Origin of the sequence: Collinsella sp. An268 (assembly GCF_002159765.1) — a bacterium.
In the GTDB taxonomy this organism is placed as follows: Bacteria; Actinomycetota; Coriobacteriia; order Coriobacteriales; family Coriobacteriaceae; genus Coprousia.
The window spans coordinates 21,840-42,731 of record NZ_NFJH01000005.1 but is presented as its reverse complement, the minus strand read 5'-3'; the positions used below and the strand labels follow the sequence as shown (position 1 = coordinate 42,731).

Here is a 20,892-nt window from a genome sequence, read left to right as displayed (position 1 = left end):
GGATTATACCGGTAAGGTCCCTTGCGGCGCACATGCCCCGCGCGCGGCGATGGGCACCTCCTCTGCGGCGCAAGGGGAGTAGCGCACGCCCGAGCCGCCGCGAGCCTCGATGCGGAGCCAACCGGAGCCGCTCGATTCGCCGCCAAAGAAAATGAGCTGAAGCTCGTGCGTGACACCGTTCGCGTCTGCTGCGTTGACCAGGTACACGTAGTTCGTCCCCGCACCCGTTGCATCGGCATAGGAGCTCACGTGGCTGCCGGGTTCGGGGGCGGGCGCGTACACGGTCATTTCGGGAAGGGGGAGCAGCCGGTCGGCAAGCGAGCGCAGCGCCGCGCCCCATCCGGCATCGAGTAGCATGCGGCCGCCCGTTAGCAGCGCCGCGGTGATGAGCACGAGCGCGATTGCGCCGAGGACCCGTCTGCTACGCATCCGACCGCCCTCCCTCAAAGGTACGGAACCACACGATGAGGAGGCCGGCGGTCAGCGCGGAGAGGGCGGCGCCGGCAAGCGCGGTTGCGACGAGGGGTGCGGCGGCGCGGGCGGCGTCGATGAAGACCTCCGCCCCGAGCGAGCCCAGGCGCGCCGGCCACGAGAAGGGAATCCAGGCGAGCGGACTCGGCGCCAGGCCGGTGAGCTCGCCGGTCATGAGACCGTGCGCGAGACCGCCGACCGAGAAGAACGCGACGAGCGTCCCTGCGGCGCCGACGCCGATGACGGCGTTGCGCCCCAAGCGCAGCGAGAGGGCGAGCCCGATTGCATACAGGGGGAGGCTGCCGAGGACGGTGCCCGCCCAAGAGGCTATAAGCGGCAGGGGGCCGAGGGGCAGGCGGCCCGCGGCGGCGAGCATAGCGCCAAAGACGCTGAATGCCAGGGCGAGGGCGCTCGCTCCCAGCGTCGCCAAGGCGACCCATGCGGCCGCGATCGCCCTACCGCGTGAGGGGATTGCCGTCAGGTGGGCGAGGCCGCCCGCCGCGCGCTCCTCGTCTATGGCGAGCCCGCAGACGATGCCGGACATAAGCGGCATGAGGGCGCCGAGGAACTGCGCGTAGGCGTCTGCGCTCATTGCCGGGTCCCAGCGGGCGACGCAGAAGTACTCTCCGCAGGCGAGACCGCCTGCAAGGCCGCAGGCGAGATGCGCAACCAGGAGCGGGGAGCGCGCCAGGCGCAGGCGCTCGGAGCGAAGCGCGCGAGGGAGGGTCATGCGCGGTCGTGCCCCCTGTGCTGCCATGGTGCCCCTATCGTTTCGAGACACGGACCTCACCTCTCCTCGGAGCGTGCGAACCACGCGGCGCCGGCGGCGGTGAGCGCGACGAACGAGAGCGCGCAGATCGCGAGGCCGGCTATGGTGAGCGCGCCGCTCGAGGCGAGGGCGCCGCCGAGCGCCATGTCGGCCGCAAGCGGCTCGCCGCTCGGGAGCACGGGGATGAAGCTGGTGGGTATGACCATCGAGGCGGATGGGGGGAACAGCTGCGGCAGAGGAACGATCGACCACGCAAACCCGCCCACGAGCTGCACGGCGAGCGGGCAGAAGATGCCTGCGAGCATGCCTGCGCGCACCGTGAGCCACAGGCCCGCCGGAATCATCCACGCGGTGGTGAGCGCGTTGACGAGCGCGCAGCACAGCATGGTGAGCGTGCCGGCGGGCGTTATGCCCTGCGTCGTGAATGCGGACCCCGCGAGATAGATGCCAAACACCACGGCGTTGGCGAGGACGGAGAGCGCAAGGCACCAGAGCGCCTTCGCCCACCACGCGCACCCGAGCGGCGCCCCGAGGCCGCGCACCCCGCGCATCTGCATCCGCGCGTCTGCCTGCGCCACGCAGGCGACGACGAGCGAGAGCGTTACCGGCAAGAAAAGCGCATACCAATAATTCCATGCGCTAAAGGACTGGTTGCCGAGGTAGGGCATCGCGCCAAGAAGCGGCATAGGGAGCGCCATGAGGACGGCGAGGCGCACGGGCGCCGCATGGCGTGATTTCATCGCCTCGGCGGCAAGGGCGCGCCCCACACCGGCGCGTTCCGTGCCCCCGCATGTCGGCTCCGCGGAAGCGCACGCGAAGGTTCGGCTCATGCCGCCACCTCCCTCTGGGCGGCTCGACCCTCGCGGCAGACCGCCATGAAGAGCTCTTCGAGGTCTTCGCCCGGGCGCAGCCGGTCCTCATAGGCGAGCCGCCCCTGGTAGATGATGCCGATGGAATCTGCCATCTGCTGCACCTCAGAGAGGATATGGCTGGAGACGAGCACGGTGGTGCCCGCGTCGGCGAAGCCGCGAATCTGAGCGCGCAGCTCCTCGATGCCGAGGGGGTCGAGGCCGTTGGTGGGCTCGTCGAGCACGAGCAGGCGCGGCCGGGCAAGAAGCGCGAGCGCAAGCCCAAGGCGCTGCTTCATGCCCATCGAGAAGCGCCCGGCGCGCTTACGCCCCGTGCCGGTGAGGTCGACCGCGGCGAGCACCTCGTCGATCCGGCTTTCGGGGAGCCCCAAGAGCGCGGTGCGCACGCGCAGGTTCTCGCGCGCGGTGAGATTGGGGTAGAGCGGCGCTTCCTCGATAAGGCTGCCTACCGCGTAAAGGTCCTCGCGACGCCAAGCGTGCCCGGCAAAGAGGATCTCGCCCTCGGTGGGGCGCAGCATGCCGCAGATCATCTTGAGAGTGGTCGATTTGCCGGCACCGTTGGGGCCGAGGAGTCCGTAAACCTCTCCCTCGGTGAGATGGATGGAAACGTCGCTCACGGCTGTCTGCACGTGCGCGCCGCTGCCGAACCGCTTGGTGAGTCCGCGGGTCTCGAGTATGAAGCCCATGGATGTGCCCTTTCTCGTCGGGGCGTGCGGAGCGAGTCGCCCCTCCGCACGCCGTCTTTTGGTGACGCGTACCATGGTGCGGGTGATTTCTAACGAAGCCGTAACGGTTGCCACTTGGAATCAAATCGACCGCTCATCTTGGCGCGCGCGGCCGTTAATAGGGGTAAAGGGAGGTGATTGCGTGGGCGACAGGAACGAAAGGATCGGCGAAGCGGAGCGCTTTGTGGGCGAGCATTACGCGGACGTGATGCGCTACTGCGTGAGACATGCGCCGGCAGGGCTCGCCGAAGACGCCGTTCAGGAGACGTTCCTGCGCTTCGTCCGCGCCCGGTCGCGCTATCGGGAGCAAGGTCGCGCCCGCGCCTATCTCATCACGATCGCGCGCAACGTCTGCACCGATATGGTGCGGGACCGCGCGATGTCGTGGGCTGATCTTCCCGAGGGGCTCGCGGATGGAGGGGGGACCGGAGGATGCCGACGCCGGACGCGACCTCGCCGCGGCGCTTGCTCGGCTACCCCGCGCCCAGCGCGAGGTGCTGGAGCTGAGGTACGGCCAGGAGCTCACGATGGGCGAGGTAGGGCGGGCGCTCGGGATGAGCCGATTCGCCGCGGCGCGCGCCGTGGCCGCAGCGCTCGAGGCGCTGCGTGCCGATTTGGGAGTCCGAGGATTGGGGCAGGGAGGTTCTAGATGAAGGTATGCGAGAGGCGCGAGGTCGAAGACGCCTTGAGAGACCATTACCGCAGGGCGGTCGACGTCGCCGATGCCGAGGCGCCCCGTGCGCTCGTGGAGGCGGTTGCGGCCGAGATGGCGCGTCCTGCGCGGCCGCCCGCATTTGAGGTCGTTGCCGAGCAGGCGCGGCGTATCGGTGCCGGCGCGTGGGCGCTTCACGCGGGGCTCGTCCTCCTAGCGGTGCCGTGCGCCCTCTCCGGCGTGGGCACCGGCGTTGCCTCGGCGGTTCTGGGCGCGGTGCTCGCGCTCTCTACGCTGGTGAGCATCACGCGCTCCCGTTCCTGCGGCATGGCGGAGCTGGAGGCCGCTTGCCCGGTGAACGCGCAGGCGGCGGCGTGCGCGCGAGCGCTTGTCCTTTGCTGCGCCGATGCGCTGGCCATCGGGTTGCTGGCGGTAATCGCCGGTGCGGGCTCTGCGCCCTGGGCCGTGTTTCCGCAGGGGCTCGCGCCTTACCTGGCGGCTTTCGGTGCGGGGCTTCTCGTTGCGCGGCGGGCTGCCAGCGCGGACGCGACCGTGGGCGCCGTTGCGGCGGCGGTTGCGGTCTGTGCCGCCTGCGTGGTGGCGCGCACCGTCTATCCGGCGGCATTTGGCCCCGCGGCGGCGGTTGCGTGGTGGGCGGCATCCGCCGCCGCGTTCTTCTTCGCGGTGGTCGAGGTGCGCGCGTGGCTTCGGGCGGCGGCGTCCGGCTTTGCCGATGTGCCGACGCCGGCTGCGGCGTGCTAACAGGCTTATGACTCAAAGGAGGGTTATCAACATGGAGCTGACGCTCGATCGGGTGACCAAGCGGTTTGGTCCAAAAATCGCGGTTGACCGCGTGAGCACGGTACTCACACCCGGTGTGTACGGCCTGCTGGGGGCGAACGGCGCCGGAAAGACCACGCTCATGCGGATAATATGCGGTGTACTGCGGCCCACTTCCGGCGAGGTGCGCTGCGACGGCGTGCCCATTTCGCGCAGGGGTGACGGCTACCGTGCGCTCCTCGGTTATCTGCCGCAGGACTTCGGCTACTATCCGGAGTTTACGGCGCTCGACTTTATGGAGTACATGGGCGCGCTCAAGGGCCTCTCGCGCCGCGACGCCCGCGACCGTTCCCTTGCGCTGCTCGAACGAGTGGGCCTCAAAGGGGAGGAGCGCCGTCGCATCCGCACGTTTTCGGGGGGCATGCGCCAGCGCCTGGGCATCGCGCAGGCCGTGCTCAACGACCCCGAGGTGCTCGTGCTGGACGAACCCACCGCAGGGCTCGACCCCAAGGAGCGCGTGCGCTTCCGCAATCTCATCTCGGGATTCTCGCAGGACAAGATCGTCTTGCTCTCCACGCACATCGTTTCCGACGTGGAGCATATCGCCGACGAGATCCTCATGATGCGCGCGGGCTCCGTGGTGCTCGCGGGCGCGCCCGGAGAGCTCGTCGCCGAGGCGCAGGGCAAGGTGTGGGAAGCGGTCGTTCCCGCCGTTCGGGCGGAGGCGCTTGAGAGCGGGCTGTGCGCGAGCAACGTGCGCTATCTCGATGGCGGCAGCGCTCTGGTGCGGTATGTCGCCGATGCGCCCGAGGTCGAAGGCTCCCAGCCGGTTGCCCCCACCCTCGAGGACCTCTATCTCTACGTGTTCCGCAGCGAATCACCCGCCGCTCGCTTTGAGGGAAGGGGCGGCTCGCATTTCAAGGAGGCTCGCCATGGCTAGACTCATGTGGTTCGAACTCAAGAAGATGCTCACGCGCCGGGTTGCGCTCGCAGCCAACATCGGCGTTACAGTGTTCCTCATCGGCATCATGACGCTCAACGTGGTGCAGAACCGGCAGTCGAATAGCGAAGGACAGATCGTCTCCGGCATGGAGGCCATCGCACAGGCGCGCTCTGAGGACGAGGCGCACGCCGGCCCGATCACCGCCGAGCGCGCCGCCGCCGACATCGCCGCCTACCAAGAGCGGGTCTTCTCGCGGATCGACCGCGATGCGGTTCTTACGATGACGGGATCGGCGGTGTACGACCTCATGTTCCAGAACTTCAGCGACGAGGAGGTCTACGAGCTCTACAACCCGTACTGGAGCATGCTGCTCAGGCCGTGGCGCGCGACGGGGGAGGAGCCCGCCCAGACGGCCGCGCGCGTGACGCCCGAGATGGCGGCGGGGTGGTACGGTGCCGTCTCCGCGCTGACCCAGGACGCCCTCGACGACGGTCAGGCCGGCATGTGGGAGTACACGGACGCCGAGCGCGCCTACTGGACTGAGAAGCAGGCGGGTGTCGCCGAACCGATCGCGTACGGTTACGTGGGCGGCTGGGGCAATATCATCGACTGCTCGGCGTTTCTCGTCTTCGCGATCCTGGCGGTGTGCGTGACGCTTGCGCCCACGTTCTCCTTCGAGTACCAGTCCGGCGCGGACGCGGTGGTGCTCGCCACGAGGCGCGGCCGCTCCACGCTCGTTACGGCGAAGGTCGTCGCCGCGCTCGCCTATGCAACGGTGTATTTCCTGCTCTGCGCTTCCGTCATCGTAGGGTTCTCGCTCGTGTTCTACGGTGCCGACGGGTTTGGCCTCTCTATACAGAGCATCGCGCTCTCCTCGCCGTATCCGCTTACGGTGGGGCAGGCGGCGCTCATAACGGTTGGCCTTATGTATGCGACGTGTCTGGGCTTCGTGTGTCTTACCCTCGCCATGTCCTCGCGCACGCGCTCAACCCTTGCGGTGTTCCTGGCAGACGTTGTGCTCGTGCTGCTCACGGGGCTTGTTCCGTCGGGCGGGATCGGAGTGCTCGAGCGCGCGCTCGCGCTCTTCCCGCTCAACTTCGCGAATTTCAACATGCTCTTCGCGGCGTTCGAGTCCTATCCTATGGGGCCGGTGGTGTTCGACCTCATCGGCATGGTGGTCGCGGTCTACGCTGTTCTCGTAGTTGCAGCGACCCCTGTCGCCGCAATCTCCTTCCGCCGTCGTCAGGTGGCGTGATCGCTTGGATGGTTGCAGTTTGCGTAGAGGCAGGCGCTGCCCGTGGTGTGCAGGGGCGAGAATTCCGGAACCGCGCAGCTCAAGGCCGTCTGCCTCGACCTTATTTGCAGCTTGGAGGAGTAAGGTCGGTTTCGTCACCCGTTCCCACCATCGCCAAGCGTTAACAGGAACTTCCAGGCCGGGATGACCTCAATCGAGATCCCCTGCTGCTCGATGTTCTCCTCCTCTTCTTTGGTGACGATGACCAGCCGCTTGATGGCGGTATCCGCTCTCGCCAGGCGGATGAGATTGCTGATCTCGCGCTCGCGCGCCTCCCCCGCGATTGAGTAGGCGACCTGTATCGCCAGCTTCGCTTCGGGCAGGTAGAAATCAACGTCGATGCCTGTTTTCGAAGATTTGGCATAGTGGAGATCCGTTCCGAAGCGATCGTTCAGGGCAACGGCGATTTCGTTTTCCAGGAGGGCTGTCTCGCGGTCGACGATGAACAGGTTGAGCAGCCCGTTGTCAGAAAAGTAGTATTTGGGGCTTCCCTCGCGCTCGACGAATTTCGCTGTGGCATTGGTAATGTTGAAGAGGAGGTATGCCTCCTGCGCATATCCGAGATATGCGATCAACGTGTCTTTAGAAATCGAGAAGCCGATGCTCTTCAACGTGTTGTGAAGTGTCGAAAAGGAAACCTCAGTACGCACCGTTTCGGCGACCTTCTTCATGAGCACGCGGAGCGCGTCAACATTCCGCACGTTGTATCTGGCCGCTATATCGCCCAGAAGCACCTTTTGATACACGTTTTCAACGTATTCGCGCGGGGAGGCATAGCGCAGCGATTCGGGGAATCCACCAAGCTGGTAGAACGTGTCGAAGTGTCGGACAATGCGGCCGATCTCGCGCGTTGTATAGAGCGCGGCGGGGGAGTGCGCCTGCTGCTTCGCATCAAGGAATTCATCGAAGCGGAAGGGGGTCACGTGCAGGGGGAAGAAGCGGCCTCCCAACGTTGAGGAAATCTGCCGGCTGAGCATCGTGGCGTTGCTGCCTGTGATGTATACGCGCTCTCCAGCGTCGGCAAGCCTGCGGACGAATTTTTCCCAATGCTCGACGTTCTGAATTTCATCGAAGAAGAAATAGCCGCGCTCGTCGCTCAGCTCATTTTGAACGAGCGGAATGTCTTGAAAATCGTTTACGGAGAAATCGGCGAGGCGTTCGTCCTCGAAGTTGATATAGATGATGCGTTCCCAGGTTACGCCCTGTTCGACAAGGTCCTGCACTACGCGGTAGAGCAGCGTCGATTTCCCCGCACGGCGCAAGCCTGTGATGACGTAGTTTGCTTCGGGGTCGAGCTCGTATCTACGTGGAATGATGCGCGTGTTGCGGATGACCTCATGCTGGTCGAAGATGATGCGCTTCAGCGTGGTGTGGTTCATGAGGCGCGAGCCTTTCTGTCGAATATATCCGACAGAATTGTATAACTATTGTCGAATATATTCGACATGGTTTGAGGATGACCATGCAGTGGATGGGAGAATCGCTTTGAGCGGCGCCGGACGAGTTGCTAGGACCGCCGTCGTTAGGAGTCTTTTCCGGCTCAACTATGTCGTAGAGCACGGCGCGCGGTTCCCGTTTTTCGTACGGCGGAGAGGTCGCCTGGTAGGGCGCCATGTGGCATCGACCAGAATGTCCACATCGCCGACGGTCACGCTCGTGATGTCGCGGACGCTGACGATGCGGTCGTACGTCGCCCAAAGGTGACAGGGAGAGGTGAAAGTTTTTCAGGCCTTCTCTTGTAAACGAACAAATGTTCTCTTATACTGAGCATCCCATAGCAAGCGAGGGGGCGGTCACATGGCGTATGACTTCAAGCGCGCGTTTCGCGATCTGTACCAGCCTAAGGATAAGCCGGAGCTTGTCGATGTGCCCGCGATGACGTTTGCCGCCGTGGCAGGCTCGGGCGACCCCAATGAGGAAGGCGGACGTTATCAACGCGCGCTGAGTCTGCTCTACGCGTTCTCGTATACCGTCAAGATGTCAAAAAAGGGCACATGGCAGCCGGAGGGGTACTTCGATTATGTGGTGCCGCCGCTTGAAGGGCTCTGGTGGGCTGGCTCGGGCGCCTTCGATGGCGCCTCAATTGCGGACAAGGGTGCTCTCTCATGGGTTTCCCTTATACGGCAGCCGGATTTTGTAACGCCGGAGGTCCTCGACCGCGTGCATGCAGACGCTGCGAAGAAGAAGCCGGAGCTCGCCGAGGCGCTTGATGCCGGAGAGCTGCGCCTCGTGCGCTTTGCCGAGGGCCCGTGTGTCCAGATGCTGCATGTGGGGCCCTACGATACGGAGCCGGAGACGATCGCCGTGCTCTCGGCCTTTGTAGCAAGCGAGGGACTTGCCGTCGATATCGCTGAGGGCGGGGAGTCGCCCGCGGGGCACGCGGCGACGGTTCCCTTCGATCCCGGGGCGATGCTCGATGCGCTCGATCGGGATGGCGCGGTACCCGAGGTGCGCCTCCATCACGAGCTGTATCTGGGCGACCCGCGCAAGACGACGCCGGAGCGGCTGCGAACCGTCATCCGCCATCCGGTGAAGATGGTCTGACGATACCGAGGAGGGGACCTAATGGCGTGTCAATGCTTTGACGAGGTACTGCTCTCACGCCCCGGTGCTTCGAAGGCGCTCCATGAGACATGGGGTTGGATGGTGTATTGGGTGGGCGGCAAGCAATTCGCCTGCGAGTTCACGGCGTCTCCGCGTGCCAAGGCGCCGTATGCGGGCCGTCATCTGCTCTCGCTCAAATGCGATCCCGACCGCATTCTAGCGCTGCGCGCGCAGTACCCCGATGCGGTGCTGCCCGGCTATTACTCCGATGGGCGCACCTGGATTTCGGTCGACCTCGACGCCGGTCTGCCCGAGGACCTTGTCGCCAGCCTTTGCCACATGAGCTATCAGCTCGTCGTTGCGACGCTGTCTCTTCGCGTGCGTCGCGAGCTTGCTGGTTAGGGGGTGTGATGATGGATTCGCGCATCGTCTACATCGATGCCGATGCCTGCCCCGTCACGCGCGAGGCTCTGCGGTGCGCCCGCGCCGCGCGCGTCCCCGTGGTGATTGCGGGCAATACCACCCAGAATCTCGAGCGGCACATCCGCTCAGACGACCCGCGCGATGCCGGCCACGCGCGCGGGCGCGATGCCGCGCACGCCGGCTTTTGGGTGGAGGTGCTCGATGTGTCCGTGGGGGCCGACAGCGCCGACTTCGCCATCGTCGAGCGCCTGCAGCCGGGCGACGTCGTGATAACCCAGGATATCGGTCTTGCGAGTATGGTGCTCGGACGCGGCGGCTCCGCCATCGGGGTGCGCGGCAGGGTGTATTCAAAGGCGACCATCGACATGGATCTGTTCATTCGCCATGAGGAGAAGAAGGTGCGCCGCGCCGGAGGCCGCACGCGCGGCCCCGCAGCGTTTACCGCTGAGGACCGTGAGCGCTTCGTGCGCAATCTCACCAGGCTGCTAACCGAGGCGGGATGATGATGCGGGGCATCGCCCGTGCAACGCCCGGCGGCAAGACGATGCGCTCCCTGGCGTTACGGCGAGGCAAAGCACCGCGAAGATAGCCCGGCGCTCCCTCCGTATCTTTGAAAGGTTTCTGTGGCACCCCTTGCCAAGGCGCGCTTAGCCTGTAATATGAACAGCGTTCAGTTTGAAGACGGGGCATCGACGGAGGGGAGGGCGCGTGAACACGATCGTAACCTCACGGGAGGATATTCTCGAAGCGAGCCGTGAGCTTATTCGCCAGAGAGGTATCTCGGCGCTCAGCATTCGCTCCGTCGCCGCAGCCTGTGACGTATCAGTGGGGTCTATCTACAACTATTTCGACTCCAAGGCGGACCTTATCTCCGCTGCGGTGGAGAGCGTCTGGCACGAAATCTTCCATCGTCAGGGCGATGCCGCGGCTTTTCGGGACACGCTCGCATGCATTGCGTGGATGTACGACCGCCTGGAAGATGGCTCTAAGCGCTACCCGGGTTTCTTTACCCTGCACGCCCTCGGCTTCATGCAGGAGGGCAAAGCGGGCGGAAAGCAGCAGATGGCGAGAGTGTGGCGGCACATCGTAGACGAGCTCTGCGTCGTGCTGCGCAGCGACGCCGGCGTCCGTGCGGACGCGTTTACCGACCAGCTCACGGTCGAGCGGCTTGCCGACACCATCCTCTCGCTTATGGTTTCCGCCATGATGCGCGGGGAGTACGACTCCGGTGCCGTTTTGGAGATCGTGCGCAGAGTCCTGTATTAGCCATGCATGCGACGCTCTTGGCGAGAGGCCGCAAGTGTGGCATCTCATGTCGGGGGCAGCTGATTGAAAGGAAGAATGACCATGACCGTGCAACGGAACACGCTTCTGCTGATCGCCTGCGTCGTTTGGAGCGCCGCCGGGTTTAACATTCTGCGCATCGGCCTTGCGGCGTACCCCGCTCACCTCACCGTCGTGAACGTCTTGCTATCCGCGGCGGTCTTCGGCGTCTTCCAGCAGTTTGTGTTCGGCCGGTTGGTGCACAAGCACACCGACCGCATCAGCTCCTATCTTGAGGAGCGCCAGTTCTTTCTCAAGTTCTTCGACACCAAGGCATTCCTCATCATGGCGGTGATGATGACGGGCGGCATCGCACTGCGCGCAAGCGGTGTCGCGCCCGAGCGCTTCATCGCTGTCTTCTACACCGGTCTGGGTGCGTCGCTCCTGTTGGCGGGCCTGCTGTTTGGCTGCAACTTCGGCAAGGCGAAGCTGGCCGATGCGCGGGGCGGCGCGGCGTAGGCAGGGAGAGGTATGGGGACGGTCTTATGCGCGGAGGGCGAAAGGCCGGTTAGCCCTCTTTCGAAACGAGCTATTGTGCACCATATGGGCATAGCTCATAACTGATCAGCAAGGTCTCTCCGGACGCAGACTCAGCGTCTCACGCACCGTGTCGAGTGCGCACCGGCTGAGGCGGTAATGCATCCAGCGTCCGTCCTTGCGGGGGATGACGAGGCCCTCCTCGCAGAGGAGGCGCATGTGATGCGAGAGCGTCGGCTGGCCGATGCCAAGATGCGGAAGCAGTTTGCATGCGCAGAGCTCCTCGTGCTGCGCGAGGAGCTGCATAACGTGCAGGCGCGTGGGGTCCGCAAGCGCTTTAAGGCGGCGCGCCGCCCTGCGGCGCACGAGCTCGGGGCTGCCCTCGATGGCGCCGGTCTCGATGCGCTCCCGCAAATCAAGCATGCGCTCGATGATGGTGTCGATCGTGGCGAGAAACGCCGCGTCGCCCTTGCCGGTGGGATCCTCTAGCCCCCAATCCTCTCGGTGTCGTGCCGGCAGCGCGGGGCAGGCGACGCCGCAACCCATGGTAACGACGAAGTCGACGGTCGGAAGTTCTGCGAGTGTCTTGGGACGTTGCTGCGAGGCATCGATGCCGTAGCGGTCGCGCAGGATGCGCAGGACGTCGTTGTTGACGCTCGCAACAGGGTTCGTTCCGGCTGAACACGGTATAAAGGCGTCCTTTGCCCACGTTCTCGCCACGGCTTCGGCGATTTGGCTGCGGCATGCGTTATGCGTGCAGATAAAGGCGACAACGGGGGTGCTCCGCTCCATGGGCTCACGTTCCTTATGTATCGATGACTATCAATCTAATATAATAGATTGACGAATATCGATATATACTATAGCCCAAGCCTTGGAACGAGAGAAAGGGTGCCGATGGAAGCTGCGTGGATCGAGAGCGCATGTCTCGCGTGGGAGGGAAACGACCCCGCCGAGTTGCTAGAGGTGCTGATGGGTAGCGACGAGTGCCCGGCTTTCGGTCCGGTGCACCACGTGCTGGTGGGTGCAGCGCTGCTCACGTGCTCTTTCGCAGGCAAAGACGGAGCGGCTGCGCGGGATTCCCTCACGAACGACCTTACCGAGCTCGAGCGCCGCGCCGCCTGCGTGCCGGGTGCGGCGTGCGCCCAGTGGGGTGTGTGCGGTGCGGCAGCGTCCTGCGGCATGGCGTTCGCCATCATGGCGGGCAACGCGCCGCTGAGGCGTGAGGGATGGAGCGAGGGCCAGCTCATGGTCGCGGACATCTTGCAGCGGATTGCGCGCGCCGGTGCGCCGCGGTGCTGCAAGCGCGATGCGCGCATCGCGGTTCGTGCGGCGGTGCCATGGTTCAACCGGGAGCTGGGGACGCATCTAGCTGAGGGCGATGCGATTCCCTCGTGTTCAGTCTTCGAGGCGAACAGCACCTGTCTGCAGGGAGCCTGCCCGTATCATCCGGGTGCCTGAGCCGTCGCGCGGCATGCTGCCGCACGCGGCGGCAAGACGGGGAGCCTGGCATCAAAGATACAACGCACCAGCTCAGCGCCCTGCCCAAAACATTGGGCAGGGCGTTTTCACTCTGCCTCGCCTCTGCCCACGCAAGAAGATGGTACCGTAGGCGCGGTCCGATACCACCTGAATGGGAGGGAGCCGCGTGGAACTCGCACGGCGCATCAGAGAGCATCGCGAGCGCTTGGGAATGTCCCAGGGCGAGCTCGCGAAGGCGGTCTTCGTGACGCGGAACACCATCGGCAACTGGGAGGCCGATCGCACGTACCCCGATGTGCAGAGCCTGCTTCTGCTGAGCGAGCTTTTCGGCGTCAGCATCGACGCGCTGGCCAGGGATGACGCTCATGATAGACGCGAGGCGCTCGAGGCTGGGGCGAAGAGGATGAGCCGGCTCGGTGTCGTCATGGCGACATTCGGGCTCGCCTGCGTGGCGTGGGTGGTCGGGGGCATCGTGCTGGATCTTGACCTGGTGCTTATTGCGGCGCCCGCGGCGGCGCTGCTCGTTCCCGCCATGGTCGCGGCGTTTCTCATCGATAAGATGCGACACGACAACCAGCTGTTCGCCTATCAGGCGGTGGAGGCGTACCTCGCGGGTGAGGACCCCGAGGTCGGCTGTCGCTACAACCAGCGCGCCGGCGAGCACTGGGTCGCTCGGCGCATTGTGCAGACCATCGTTGCCGTGCTCATCGGGCTGTGCTGCGGGTGGGGAGCGGCGAGCATCATCTCGAAGCTGCTCGGAGCCTAGCCCCACAGCCAGCGCATGCGCGCGGTCGCCTCGGTGCGGCCCGCTGCCTTCAGCATTCACCGTGGCATCAATCAAACATGTTTGAACGATAGTTGTCATCAACCGTTTCGCAGAAAGGAACCGCTATGGCACACGAGCGCTTTGTCGAGGTCTACTCGCAGGGTGTGACCAACGTCCGAAAGATCATCGTCGACACCGAGACCGGGGTTAACTACCTGCTCATGTCATCCAACATGACGGGCGGCAGCGGCATCACCGTCCTGGTCGATGCCGACGGCAAACCGGTGGTCACGCCACTCGATGCTCATGATCCCATCGCGATGGGCCAGTTGCTCGAGAGGGAGTAGCACATTCAACCGCGGCCGGGGATATGCTCGACACGGTATGCCCCGGCCGCTCATATGAAGCGCCGGCATGTCTTATAGCTGCACTTTGCCGGAGAATTCTTTTCTTATATGTTCGACGAGGCGCTCGGTGCGGTTATAGCCAAGCTGAGCGAGATGGTTCGCAGCCGCGTCAAGGGCCTTGGGAAAGTTTGCGTGGAGCTCTTTATACAGGCTTTCGCCCAGTTTTTGAGGAACACCCAGAGCTTGTGAGGTTCTCACAATGTCATGAGGGGTGACGTTGAAGATCTTGCGGCTCGGGCAAAGCGAGACGCCCATTTCGGCCTCGACGCTCGGGTAGATGGTCGTGCAAGTGATGTCGTACAGCGGCGCCAGCTCGCAAGTACTCCAGGTCTCGTCCCAGAGCATGGCATGGTTCTTGAGATGGTTGTCGCAGTTTCCGATAAGGTAGTCGAAATACAGAGCTTGCAAGAAGAACGCGCGATCGCCAAACGGATTGCTCGAAGCACGGGTAAGTATCGTCCCGCAACGACTTGCGTAATTACCACCGGTTGGCTCGTATTTCATTTCGGGCATGAGAAGCGATGCTTGGCAGAAGTCTTCTTGGTGCAACCGTCTAGGGGCGGGCAGGCCGCTGATGTGCTTATCCGGATCATCGGGGAACGTGCGGTCAAAGCGACGGACGGCAAGCAGCGGTTCTCCTCCATCCAGATTCAAAAGCTCCCAATCTGCCGTGTCAAAACCGCATCGCCTTGCTGTTTCGAGACACAGCGCCTCATTAAGCGTTTGATCGGGAAAGACCTTTTGGGGTGTTTTAACAATATGCGTGGAGGGGGCAGTCGAGTCGGGAAGATACCAGGTTCGGCCCGCCGTGCTCTCGGCACAATAGAGCCCCGCCTTGCTCTGAGCGCCAGAAAGTGACAGGCGAGAGCTCATGCTCATTTCAAACGCCGTTGTACGAGGCTCGTCGCGCAAGCGAATCAAATCAAGCTCTTCGAGGGGCCGGTAAGAAGCGTGCTCATCTTCCACCTCTGGTTCCGTATTGAATATCAGACCACCAATTGATTCGTTGTTGAGGCGCCTGAGCATGACGGCAAATGAGCTCGAATGAATCGATTCGGCGAGAAGTCGCTTCATATCGCCTTCGGGTGCAAGGCCCGAAAAGAAGGGTGCCGCCTCGTTCGAAAAGAACGTCGCATCCTGTAGGGGTAAGGAGAGGGAAATGGGACGTGCGGCTGCTGAGGAGAGATAGCTATCCGCATATGTGAACCGAAGCTCACCTTGCGAAAACACAAGCGAACCGACGAGCTGGTATGCGCTTTCCCATTCACGAAAGATATGAAGCACGTTCATCGCTGCCCCCTTGGTATCGCAAAGATATCGACACCGAGGCCGTTGGCAAGGTCGAGGATCTTTTGAATGCCGACAGTACCACGGCCGTGTTCCATTTCTCCTATAAGGCGAGGGCTGCAGCCCATGAATGCGGCGACTTGTTCCTGCGTGTATCCGAGTTGTTTTCGTCGTGCTCTAAGTAGGTTGCCGAGATCGCTCGCTTGAAAAATCGGAGCCGTCTGCATGGGTACGCATCGTGCCATGGCAATCCTCCTATTCTTACCTATAGGTAAGAATAGTATAGTTGGGATATGATTCTTACCTATAGGTAAGAATATGCGCTGCTCAGCTAAAAGATTACATATACGTAAGATTATATGTGGAGTGAATGCATACGGTCCCCACGACATGCGGTTCACGATAGGAGAGCAAAGAAACGTTGAGAGCGTCTCCCATTAGCCCCTCCTTTCTATGAAAACGTCTAGTCCAAGTGTCGTGAGCACCGTAAGTGTTTTTCCTAACTCGGCGGTTTCCTTGCCGTTCTCAAGCTGGGAGAGGAAGGTGATGCCGACGCCGCAGAGTCCGGCGAGCTCCGCTTGCGTCAGCCCTTGGCGTTTCCGTTCGGTCCTTATGATGTTTCCAAGCTCGCGAGAGGTGAGAATTGCCGGCATATATCCCTCCAGTTTATGCGAACGCAAAAAACCAGCCGTATGTAAGTGTGATTTATGCGAACGCATAAATCAAGAACGTTTTCTTGAGAACATATGCGAACGCGAAAAAACGCGGACGTTTCGAGGAGTTGCCGCTGGCGAGTAGCACAACTGCTCTATAGGGGGCGCCGTCCCGTCGTTTTCGTGTTAGCATGGGGCTATTGTTCCCTGTGTCGGGAGGCATCTGTGACGACCATCCTCTAAATCCGATTCAGCTTGTACGCAAAAAGGCTGCATGGCGGGGCAAGGGCCCCGGGTTTCGTGCGCCCTTATCGGAGAGAGGATGCATCGTGCAGCAGCATGACGTGACGCGCCTACGTGACGCCCGTGGTCCCATGGACAACGATACTTCGAGCCGGCTCGGTGCTGATGCGCCGCGCGGCGTTACCTGTTATCAGGCAAAAGCCGTGGCGCTGCGGATCTTGGGTGAGCCATCGCTTGCCGGCAGCGTGTTTTTGATGGGCGGTCTTGTTCCCTGGGTGGTATCCGGGCGAGATTCCGGGCGACTTCACGGGGATGTCGATTTCTCGGTGCGGGCGGGAGATATGCCCGCGGCGAGCGCCTGGCTCGCATGACCGCGGCCTTTGAGCGCATGGATGTGATCTGCGCGGGGCACTCGTCGTAAGGCGTAATCGCCCCTTGACCTTTCCGCCACGGCAAGGTGCACTATGTTCGCAAGGAGGTGCGACATGGTCAAAGCGAAGGCCGAGGGCGATGACGTGCACTATGCTGTGGGCGAGCTGGCAGAGCTCGCCGGCGTGAGCGCTCGGACGCTCAGGTACTACGAGGAAGAGGGCCTGCTGTGTCCTTCACGCTCGGCGAATGGCTATCGTGTGTACACCGCGCGGGATGCGAAGCGCCTCGCAAGCATCTTGTCCATGCGGGCGTGCGGCCTGTCGGTGGCGACGATTCACCGTTTGCTGGCTCGTGCAGAGGGAGATCTTCGTCACGTGCTCCATGCGCACCTCCTCACTCTGAGCGCGCAGAGGGATTCACTGGACGAGGCGATTGACCGCACGAAAGCGGCGATTGCCTCCTTGGAAAGGATTGAGCAGATGAACGAGAGCGACGCCTTTGAGGCGCTAAAGGGCGAGAAGATCGCGGCGAATGAGCGTACGTACGGCAAGGAGGCGCGAGCGCGCTGGGGTGACGATGCGGTGGATGCGGCGAACGAGCGGATGCGCTCCGCATCGCGCGGCGAGTGGGATGCGCTGGAGCGATTGGGGGAGGAGATTAACCGGCAGCTCGCCCTCGCCATGGAGACGGGCGATCCTGCGGGTGCGGAGGCGATGGAGCTCGCACGCATGCACGCGCGGTGGATTCAGGGCCATTGGGGCGCGGGTCGCTATTCGCCCGAGGCGCACCGCGGACTGGCGCAGATGTATCTCGCCGACGACCGCTTCCGCGCGCACTACGATGGCGCCGCCGGCGCGGGTGCGACGGAGTTTCTCGTCAAAGCGCTCGAGGCGTACCTGGCATAGCCGTAGAAAACGCCCGCCTCCGCACGGAGATACCTGCAGGGGTGGGCGCAATGGAGTGCTCGATTTGCGACTTGAGGGGCCCTGTCCGCTATTCCGCCGCATCACCGATCTCGCTTTGCAGACGCATCTTGTACACGGCCTTCACGACGAGCAGCGCTACCGAGAGAAACACGAGCGTTGCGGCGGCTGAAGCCATGGCCTCGAGGCTCACGAGCGCTCCGACAAAGATGGCGACCACGGCGAGTGCGGGCATGATCTGGATGAACGTCCGCGCGACCTCCCGCTCCATATGGGCCTGGAGCTCATCGTTTTCCTTGGCGTAGAGACGACGCAGCGCCCGGTCGTCGGAAAGCGCGCGGCGCAGATCGACGATATTCTTGATGGTGATCACGGCGGCGACAGCGCAAAGGCCCATCACCGCTCCGGAGAGAAAGGCCGATGTGCTGGTGGTGCCGCTGAGTGCGGGCAGGCTCTCGGTCGCGGTGAGCGCGCCGCCCGTGACGAGTACGATGCAGATGGCTGCGGCAGACATGGTTTCGCGCCGGAGGCGTGTGCTGGCGTGTTTGCGCAGGGTATCGATGGTGGTTTTCATGGCTGCTCCTCTCTGATGGCGCGTCGGGGCGCCCTCGCATGGAATCTGGCGAGGCGACGCGTGCAGGCGATTGCGCGTGCGGTTACAGGTCCTCGTCGATCTCGGAGAAATCGAAGACCTCCTCGATGGTGAGTCCAAAAAAGCGGGCGATCTTGTAGGCGAGCGGGAGCGACGCGGTGTACTTGCCCACCTCGATGGAGGTGATGGTCTGGCGCGTCGTGCCAACGGCCTCGGCGAGTTCTGCCTGGCTGAGTTTCTGCGCTCGCCTGAGTTCGCGGATACGGCTCCTCATAGTCCTCCTTTTCCCGTGCATCCGGATTGCAAAGTGCAAAGCGGGCTTTGCAACTTAAGCATAGTATACTTTGCAAATAATGACAAGCAGACTTTGCAAAATACCGGTGTCCTTAGCGGTCCTGCAGGCATCCTGCAACGATGCGTGTGCTGCAAGCGGACGGCGCGCATGAGCGGCGGCGCGTCGCCCTTGGGTGCTGCGGTTGTCTTCCGCTCGGGGGGGGGTGCTATCATCCTTAAGAGAAGCACTGCCCGAATGCCCCCAAGGAGCGGAGGCCGCCCATGGAGCATCCCTCACACCGCTTGGACCCGCGCATGCTGCGCGTCTGGTATGCGAGCTCGCTCGCGCTCATGGCGGGAACCGTGGCGGCGGGCGCCGTTGTCGCCCTGATCGTGTGCCACTTCAACGGCCCCCTCGCCATCCCGCTTGCCGTGTGCGGCGCATTGCTCGCTATCGAGCTTGCCGATATGGCGATCAGCCCGCGCGTGGAGTATGCCACATGGCGCTTTGACGTGACGCCCACCGATGTCGACCTGTACCACGGCGTCTTCGTCAAGAAGCGCGTCATCGTACCGCTCGTGCGCGTGCAGCATGTCGAAACCCGGCAGGGGCCGTTTCTCAAGGCGCACGGCTTGGCGGCGGTGCGCATCTCTACGGCGGGCGAGAGCTTTGAGATTCCCGGGCTCGACGAGGCCGACGCAAATCGTCTGCGCGACCGCGTGGCCGAGCTCGCCCGGCTTGCCCAAGAGGACGTGTAGGCTATGGGGACGCAGTGCGAGAATGCGGCGGACGGCCGTTGTGAGGACGCCGCGAGAGGGCATCGCGAGAGCGAACGCTGGCACGATGTCGAGCGCATGGCGAACCCGGAGCGATCGTTGTTTGAGGCGCCGCACCCGGCGCTCGAAGGCGTGCACCGCGGTAGCCCGCTCTCGCTCGTGACGGGCGCCGTGAGCGGTCTGGGCGTCGCCCTGGGCGTGTCGCTCGTGGCGATCGTCAGGGTGATCGGTGGCAACGTGGTGGAGGAGCTTCCCGGTATCGCCGCCGCCGCCGTGCTGCTCATCGCCGCAAGCGTGGTGGGCGCGGTGGTGACGTGGCGCACGCGCACCTGGGAGCTGACCGATGCGGGCATCATGCTGTGCAGCGGTTTGGTGAACGCCAGACGTCTGCAGGTCCCCTACGAGCACATCCACACCGTCAACATGTCCTCGAGCCTGATGGAACGCGTGCTGGGGATCATGACGCTCGACCTAGACACGGGTGCCGCCGATACCGAGGGCCAGGTGACGAGCATCAAGGGTCTGCAGGCGGGCGTCGCCGAGGCGTTGCGCGAGGAGCTGTTCCGGCGCAAGGCGGCGGCGCTTTCGGGGCAGGATTTTGCCCCTGCGGTCGAGGGCATGTTCGCGCGGCAGGCGACGGGCGATTCGCCAGTCGACCCTGCCCCTGCCTGCGATGCGTCCGATAAGGCGCCGGATGCCTGCGTTACGCTGGCGCCCGCTCGCCTCGTGCTCGCTGCGCTCACCGAGACGCGCGTCATCGCCCAAGCGGCGGGGTTTCTCATCCTCATCGTTCAAGGCATCAACTTTTTGCAGGAGAGCCGGCTCGTTAACCTCTCGGAGGCGGCCGGGGATATCGCGGCGCTCCCCATAGCTCTGCTCGTCGCGGTAGCGGGTTTGCTGCTCGCGCTGTCGCTGATCATAGGGTTTGCGATCTCGTTCGCTATCAGCCTGATCAGCTTCGCGGGGTACCGCGCCGAGCGCCGGGGCGGGCGCATCACGGTCGAGCGCGGGCTGCTCGGCCGCACGTCGCATGCGGTGGCCTCCGAGCGCATCCAGGCCCTCCGCATCCGACAGGGACTGGTGCGCCAGCTCTTGGGCTATGCGGAGGTACGGGTTTCGGTGGTGGGGAGCATCGGCTCATCGGACGAATCGTCGACTGCGGACGGCATGGTCCTGCACCCGTTTATCCGCATGTCAGAGCTCGACGCGTTTTTGGAGGCCATCGTCCCCGAATTTACCGGGGCCCCGCACGCGTCGGATTTGGCGCGGCTTCCGCGAGCGGCGGCGCGGCGGCTGGCGGTCCGCACGAGTGCGAAGGCGGTGCTTCTTGCCGCGGTGCTTGCGGGCTCGTGCGCGCTTGCGGGAGGCGCTCTGCCGCTAGGGGAGCCGTGGGCCACTCTGCGCCAGGCGCTTATCGTGTTGTCCGGCGCGGTGGGCGTCGCGATCGCTTTGCGCATGGTGATGGGAGCCGTGCTCCGGTATCGCGACAGCCGCATCGGGCACGACCGCACGCGCCTCGTGATGGTCGTAGGAGGCATCAAGCGCTGGACCGAGGTGGTACCCCGCTCCCGTTTGCAGCATGTGACGGCTTCGGAGTCCCCGTTTCAGCGCCGGGTACGGGTTGCGACGTGTGTCGCGAGGACTGCCGCACTGGGCGATCTGGTCCTGCGCGACGTCTCTGTGGACGATGCCGAAGAGATCCTTACGTGGAGTCGTCCGCACCGCCGCGCCAGCGACGCATCTTAACGCCGATGACAAGCCCCCTGTGTCTCTGATGCCCCTGAATGTGCCGCCGTTACGAGCTACCGTCTCGCCTGCAATGGCGGTACCATGCCGGTTGATAGCGA

27 protein-coding genes are annotated in these 20,892 nt (G+C 63.7%); 16 read left to right on the top strand and 11 right to left on the bottom strand.

Annotated elements, in window-relative coordinates:
* Positions 1 to 3: 3 nt before the first annotated feature.
* Genes B5F70_RS05380 through B5F70_RS05365 form a run of 4 tightly spaced genes read right to left on the bottom strand, consistent with a single transcriptional unit; the run spans position 4 to position 2,795 of the window.
* Positions 4 to 429: a hypothetical protein gene (locus B5F70_RS05380; protein WP_087204543.1), complete on the bottom strand. Its 426-nt coding sequence runs from the start codon at positions 427 to 429 to the stop codon at positions 4 to 6.
* Positions 422 to 1,201 carry a lantibiotic ABC transporter permease gene (locus B5F70_RS05375; RefSeq protein WP_241145910.1) on the bottom strand — a complete coding sequence of 260 codons (780 nt, stop codon included), beginning with the start codon at positions 1,199 to 1,201 and terminating at the stop codon, positions 422 to 424. The genes B5F70_RS05380 and B5F70_RS05375 overlap by 8 nt, the downstream gene beginning before the upstream one ends.
* 56 nt (positions 1,202 to 1,257) lie before the next feature.
* On the bottom strand, positions 1,258 to 2,070 hold the full coding sequence (locus B5F70_RS05370) for a hypothetical protein (protein ID WP_241145909.1): 813 nt from the start codon (positions 2,068 to 2,070) through the stop codon (positions 1,258 to 1,260).
* Positions 2,067 to 2,795, bottom strand: a complete 729-nt coding sequence (locus B5F70_RS05365; RefSeq protein WP_087204541.1) for a lantibiotic protection ABC transporter ATP-binding protein — start codon at positions 2,793 to 2,795, stop codon at positions 2,067 to 2,069. The genes B5F70_RS05370 and B5F70_RS05365 overlap by 4 nt, the downstream gene beginning before the upstream one ends.
* A 452-nt stretch (positions 2,796 to 3,247) precedes the next feature.
* On the opposite strand from B5F70_RS05365, the gene B5F70_RS10750 reads away from it, so the two are divergent.
* Genes B5F70_RS10750 through B5F70_RS05345 form a run of 4 tightly spaced genes read left to right on the top strand, consistent with a single transcriptional unit; the run spans position 3,248 to position 6,464 of the window.
* Positions 3,248 to 3,487 (top strand): sigma factor-like helix-turn-helix DNA-binding protein, encoded by a 240-nt coding sequence (locus B5F70_RS10750; RefSeq protein ID WP_206383507.1) that lies wholly within the window; start codon positions 3,248 to 3,250, stop codon positions 3,485 to 3,487.
* A complete protein-coding gene (locus B5F70_RS05355; RefSeq protein ID WP_087204540.1) occupies positions 3,484 to 4,248 on the top strand; it encodes a hypothetical protein in 765 nt (254 codons plus the stop codon). Before B5F70_RS10750 ends, B5F70_RS05355 begins: the two co-directional genes overlap by 4 nt.
* A gap of 31 nt (positions 4,249 to 4,279) precedes the next feature.
* Positions 4,280 to 5,206 carry an ABC transporter ATP-binding protein gene (locus tag B5F70_RS05350; protein WP_087204539.1) on the top strand — a complete coding sequence of 309 codons (927 nt, stop codon included), beginning with the start codon at positions 4,280 to 4,282 and terminating at the stop codon, positions 5,204 to 5,206.
* Positions 5,199 to 6,464: an ABC transporter permease gene (locus B5F70_RS05345; RefSeq protein ID WP_087204538.1), complete on the top strand. Its 1,266-nt coding sequence runs from the start codon at positions 5,199 to 5,201 to the stop codon at positions 6,462 to 6,464. Before B5F70_RS05350 ends, B5F70_RS05345 begins: the two co-directional genes overlap by 8 nt.
* Positions 6,465 to 6,598: 134 nt before the next feature.
* Here the strand turns inward: B5F70_RS05345 and B5F70_RS05340 are convergent, their stop codons facing one another.
* Positions 6,599 to 7,882: an ATP-binding protein gene (locus B5F70_RS05340; RefSeq protein WP_087204537.1), complete on the bottom strand. Its 1,284-nt coding sequence runs from the start codon at positions 7,880 to 7,882 to the stop codon at positions 6,599 to 6,601.
* A 418-nt stretch (positions 7,883 to 8,300) separates the two neighbouring features.
* Here B5F70_RS05340 and B5F70_RS05335 point away from each other — a divergent pair, with 418 nt between their 5' ends.
* The 5 genes from B5F70_RS05335 (at position 8,301) to B5F70_RS05315 (ending at position 11,252) form a co-directional block, all read left to right on the top strand.
* On the top strand, positions 8,301 to 9,047 hold the full coding sequence (locus tag B5F70_RS05335) for a GyrI-like domain-containing protein (protein ID WP_087204536.1): 747 nt from the start codon (positions 8,301 to 8,303) through the stop codon (positions 9,045 to 9,047).
* Positions 9,048 to 9,068: 21 nt separating this feature from the next.
* Positions 9,069 to 9,449 (top strand): MmcQ/YjbR family DNA-binding protein, encoded by a 381-nt coding sequence (locus B5F70_RS05330; protein ID WP_087204535.1) that lies wholly within the window; start codon positions 9,069 to 9,071, stop codon positions 9,447 to 9,449.
* A gap of 8 nt (positions 9,450 to 9,457) precedes the next feature.
* Positions 9,458 to 9,973 (top strand): DUF188 domain-containing protein, encoded by a 516-nt coding sequence (locus tag B5F70_RS05325; RefSeq protein WP_241145908.1) that lies wholly within the window; start codon positions 9,458 to 9,460, stop codon positions 9,971 to 9,973.
* Positions 9,974 to 10,178: 205 nt separating this feature from the next.
* Entirely contained in the window at positions 10,179 to 10,736 is a 558-nt protein-coding gene (locus B5F70_RS05320) for a TetR/AcrR family transcriptional regulator (RefSeq protein ID WP_087204534.1), read from the top strand.
* Positions 10,737 to 10,817: 81 nt separating this feature from the next.
* Complete coding sequence (locus tag B5F70_RS05315) at positions 10,818 to 11,252, top strand: hypothetical protein (protein ID WP_087204636.1); 435 nt, start codon at positions 10,818 to 10,820, stop codon at positions 11,250 to 11,252.
* Positions 11,253 to 11,357: 105 nt separating this feature from the next.
* Here B5F70_RS05315 and B5F70_RS10610 read toward each other — a convergent pair whose 3' ends face one another.
* Entirely contained in the window at positions 11,358 to 12,062 is a 705-nt protein-coding gene (locus B5F70_RS10610) for a metalloregulator ArsR/SmtB family transcription factor (RefSeq protein WP_158094940.1), read from the bottom strand.
* Between the two features lie 105 nt (positions 12,063 to 12,167).
* Between B5F70_RS10610 and B5F70_RS05305 the strand changes: the two genes are divergently transcribed.
* The 3 genes from B5F70_RS05305 (at position 12,168) to B5F70_RS05295 (ending at position 13,865) form a co-directional block, all read left to right on the top strand.
* Positions 12,168 to 12,731: a DUF5714 domain-containing protein gene (locus tag B5F70_RS05305; protein WP_087204533.1), complete on the top strand. Its 564-nt coding sequence runs from the start codon at positions 12,168 to 12,170 to the stop codon at positions 12,729 to 12,731.
* A gap of 187 nt (positions 12,732 to 12,918) precedes the next feature.
* Positions 12,919 to 13,518 carry a helix-turn-helix transcriptional regulator gene (locus B5F70_RS05300; protein WP_158094939.1) on the top strand — a complete coding sequence of 200 codons (600 nt, stop codon included), beginning with the start codon at positions 12,919 to 12,921 and terminating at the stop codon, positions 13,516 to 13,518.
* 125 nt (positions 13,519 to 13,643) lie between these two features.
* Complete coding sequence (locus B5F70_RS05295) at positions 13,644 to 13,865, top strand: DUF6440 family protein (protein WP_087204531.1); 222 nt, start codon at positions 13,644 to 13,646, stop codon at positions 13,863 to 13,865.
* Positions 13,866 to 13,937: 72 nt separating this feature from the next.
* Here B5F70_RS05295 and B5F70_RS05290 read toward each other — a convergent pair whose 3' ends face one another.
* From B5F70_RS05290 to B5F70_RS05280, 3 genes are all read right to left on the bottom strand, one after another.
* Entirely contained in the window at positions 13,938 to 15,215 is a 1,278-nt protein-coding gene (locus tag B5F70_RS05290) for a HipA domain-containing protein (RefSeq protein WP_087204530.1), read from the bottom strand.
* Positions 15,212 to 15,439, bottom strand: coding sequence for a helix-turn-helix transcriptional regulator (locus tag B5F70_RS05285; protein ID WP_241145918.1), 228 nt, complete (start codon positions 15,437 to 15,439; stop codon positions 15,212 to 15,214). The genes B5F70_RS05290 and B5F70_RS05285 overlap by 4 nt, the downstream gene beginning before the upstream one ends.
* 210 nt (positions 15,440 to 15,649) lie before the next feature.
* Entirely contained in the window at positions 15,650 to 15,865 is a 216-nt protein-coding gene (locus B5F70_RS05280) for a type II toxin-antitoxin system Y4mF family antitoxin (protein ID WP_087204528.1), read from the bottom strand.
* 329 nt (positions 15,866 to 16,194) lie between these two features.
* On the opposite strand from B5F70_RS05280, the gene B5F70_RS05275 reads away from it, so the two are divergent.
* Positions 16,195 to 16,479 (top strand): hypothetical protein, encoded by a 285-nt coding sequence (locus B5F70_RS05275; protein ID WP_087204527.1) that lies wholly within the window; start codon positions 16,195 to 16,197, stop codon positions 16,477 to 16,479.
* Between the two features lie 114 nt (positions 16,480 to 16,593).
* Positions 16,594 to 17,385, top strand: a complete 792-nt coding sequence (locus tag B5F70_RS05270) for a MerR family transcriptional regulator (RefSeq protein WP_087204526.1) — start codon at positions 16,594 to 16,596, stop codon at positions 17,383 to 17,385.
* 88 nt (positions 17,386 to 17,473) lie between these two features.
* Here B5F70_RS05270 and B5F70_RS05265 read toward each other — a convergent pair whose 3' ends face one another.
* Complete coding sequence (locus B5F70_RS05265; protein ID WP_087204525.1) at positions 17,474 to 17,977, bottom strand: hypothetical protein; 504 nt, start codon at positions 17,975 to 17,977, stop codon at positions 17,474 to 17,476.
* Positions 17,978 to 18,059: 82 nt separating this feature from the next.
* Positions 18,060 to 18,269 carry a helix-turn-helix transcriptional regulator gene (locus tag B5F70_RS05260; RefSeq protein ID WP_087204524.1) on the bottom strand — a complete coding sequence of 70 codons (210 nt, stop codon included), beginning with the start codon at positions 18,267 to 18,269 and terminating at the stop codon, positions 18,060 to 18,062.
* Positions 18,270 to 18,550: 281 nt separating this feature from the next.
* Here B5F70_RS05260 and B5F70_RS05255 point away from each other — a divergent pair, with 281 nt between their 5' ends.
* Both B5F70_RS05255 and B5F70_RS05250 read left to right on the top strand, forming a co-directional pair.
* On the top strand, positions 18,551 to 19,027 hold the full coding sequence (locus B5F70_RS05255) for a PH domain-containing protein (RefSeq protein ID WP_087204523.1): 477 nt from the start codon (positions 18,551 to 18,553) through the stop codon (positions 19,025 to 19,027).
* A gap of 3 nt (positions 19,028 to 19,030) precedes the next feature.
* Positions 19,031 to 20,791 (top strand): PH domain-containing protein, encoded by a 1,761-nt coding sequence (locus B5F70_RS05250; RefSeq protein WP_087204522.1) that lies wholly within the window; start codon positions 19,031 to 19,033, stop codon positions 20,789 to 20,791.
* Positions 20,792 to 20,892: the final 101 nt, after the last annotated feature.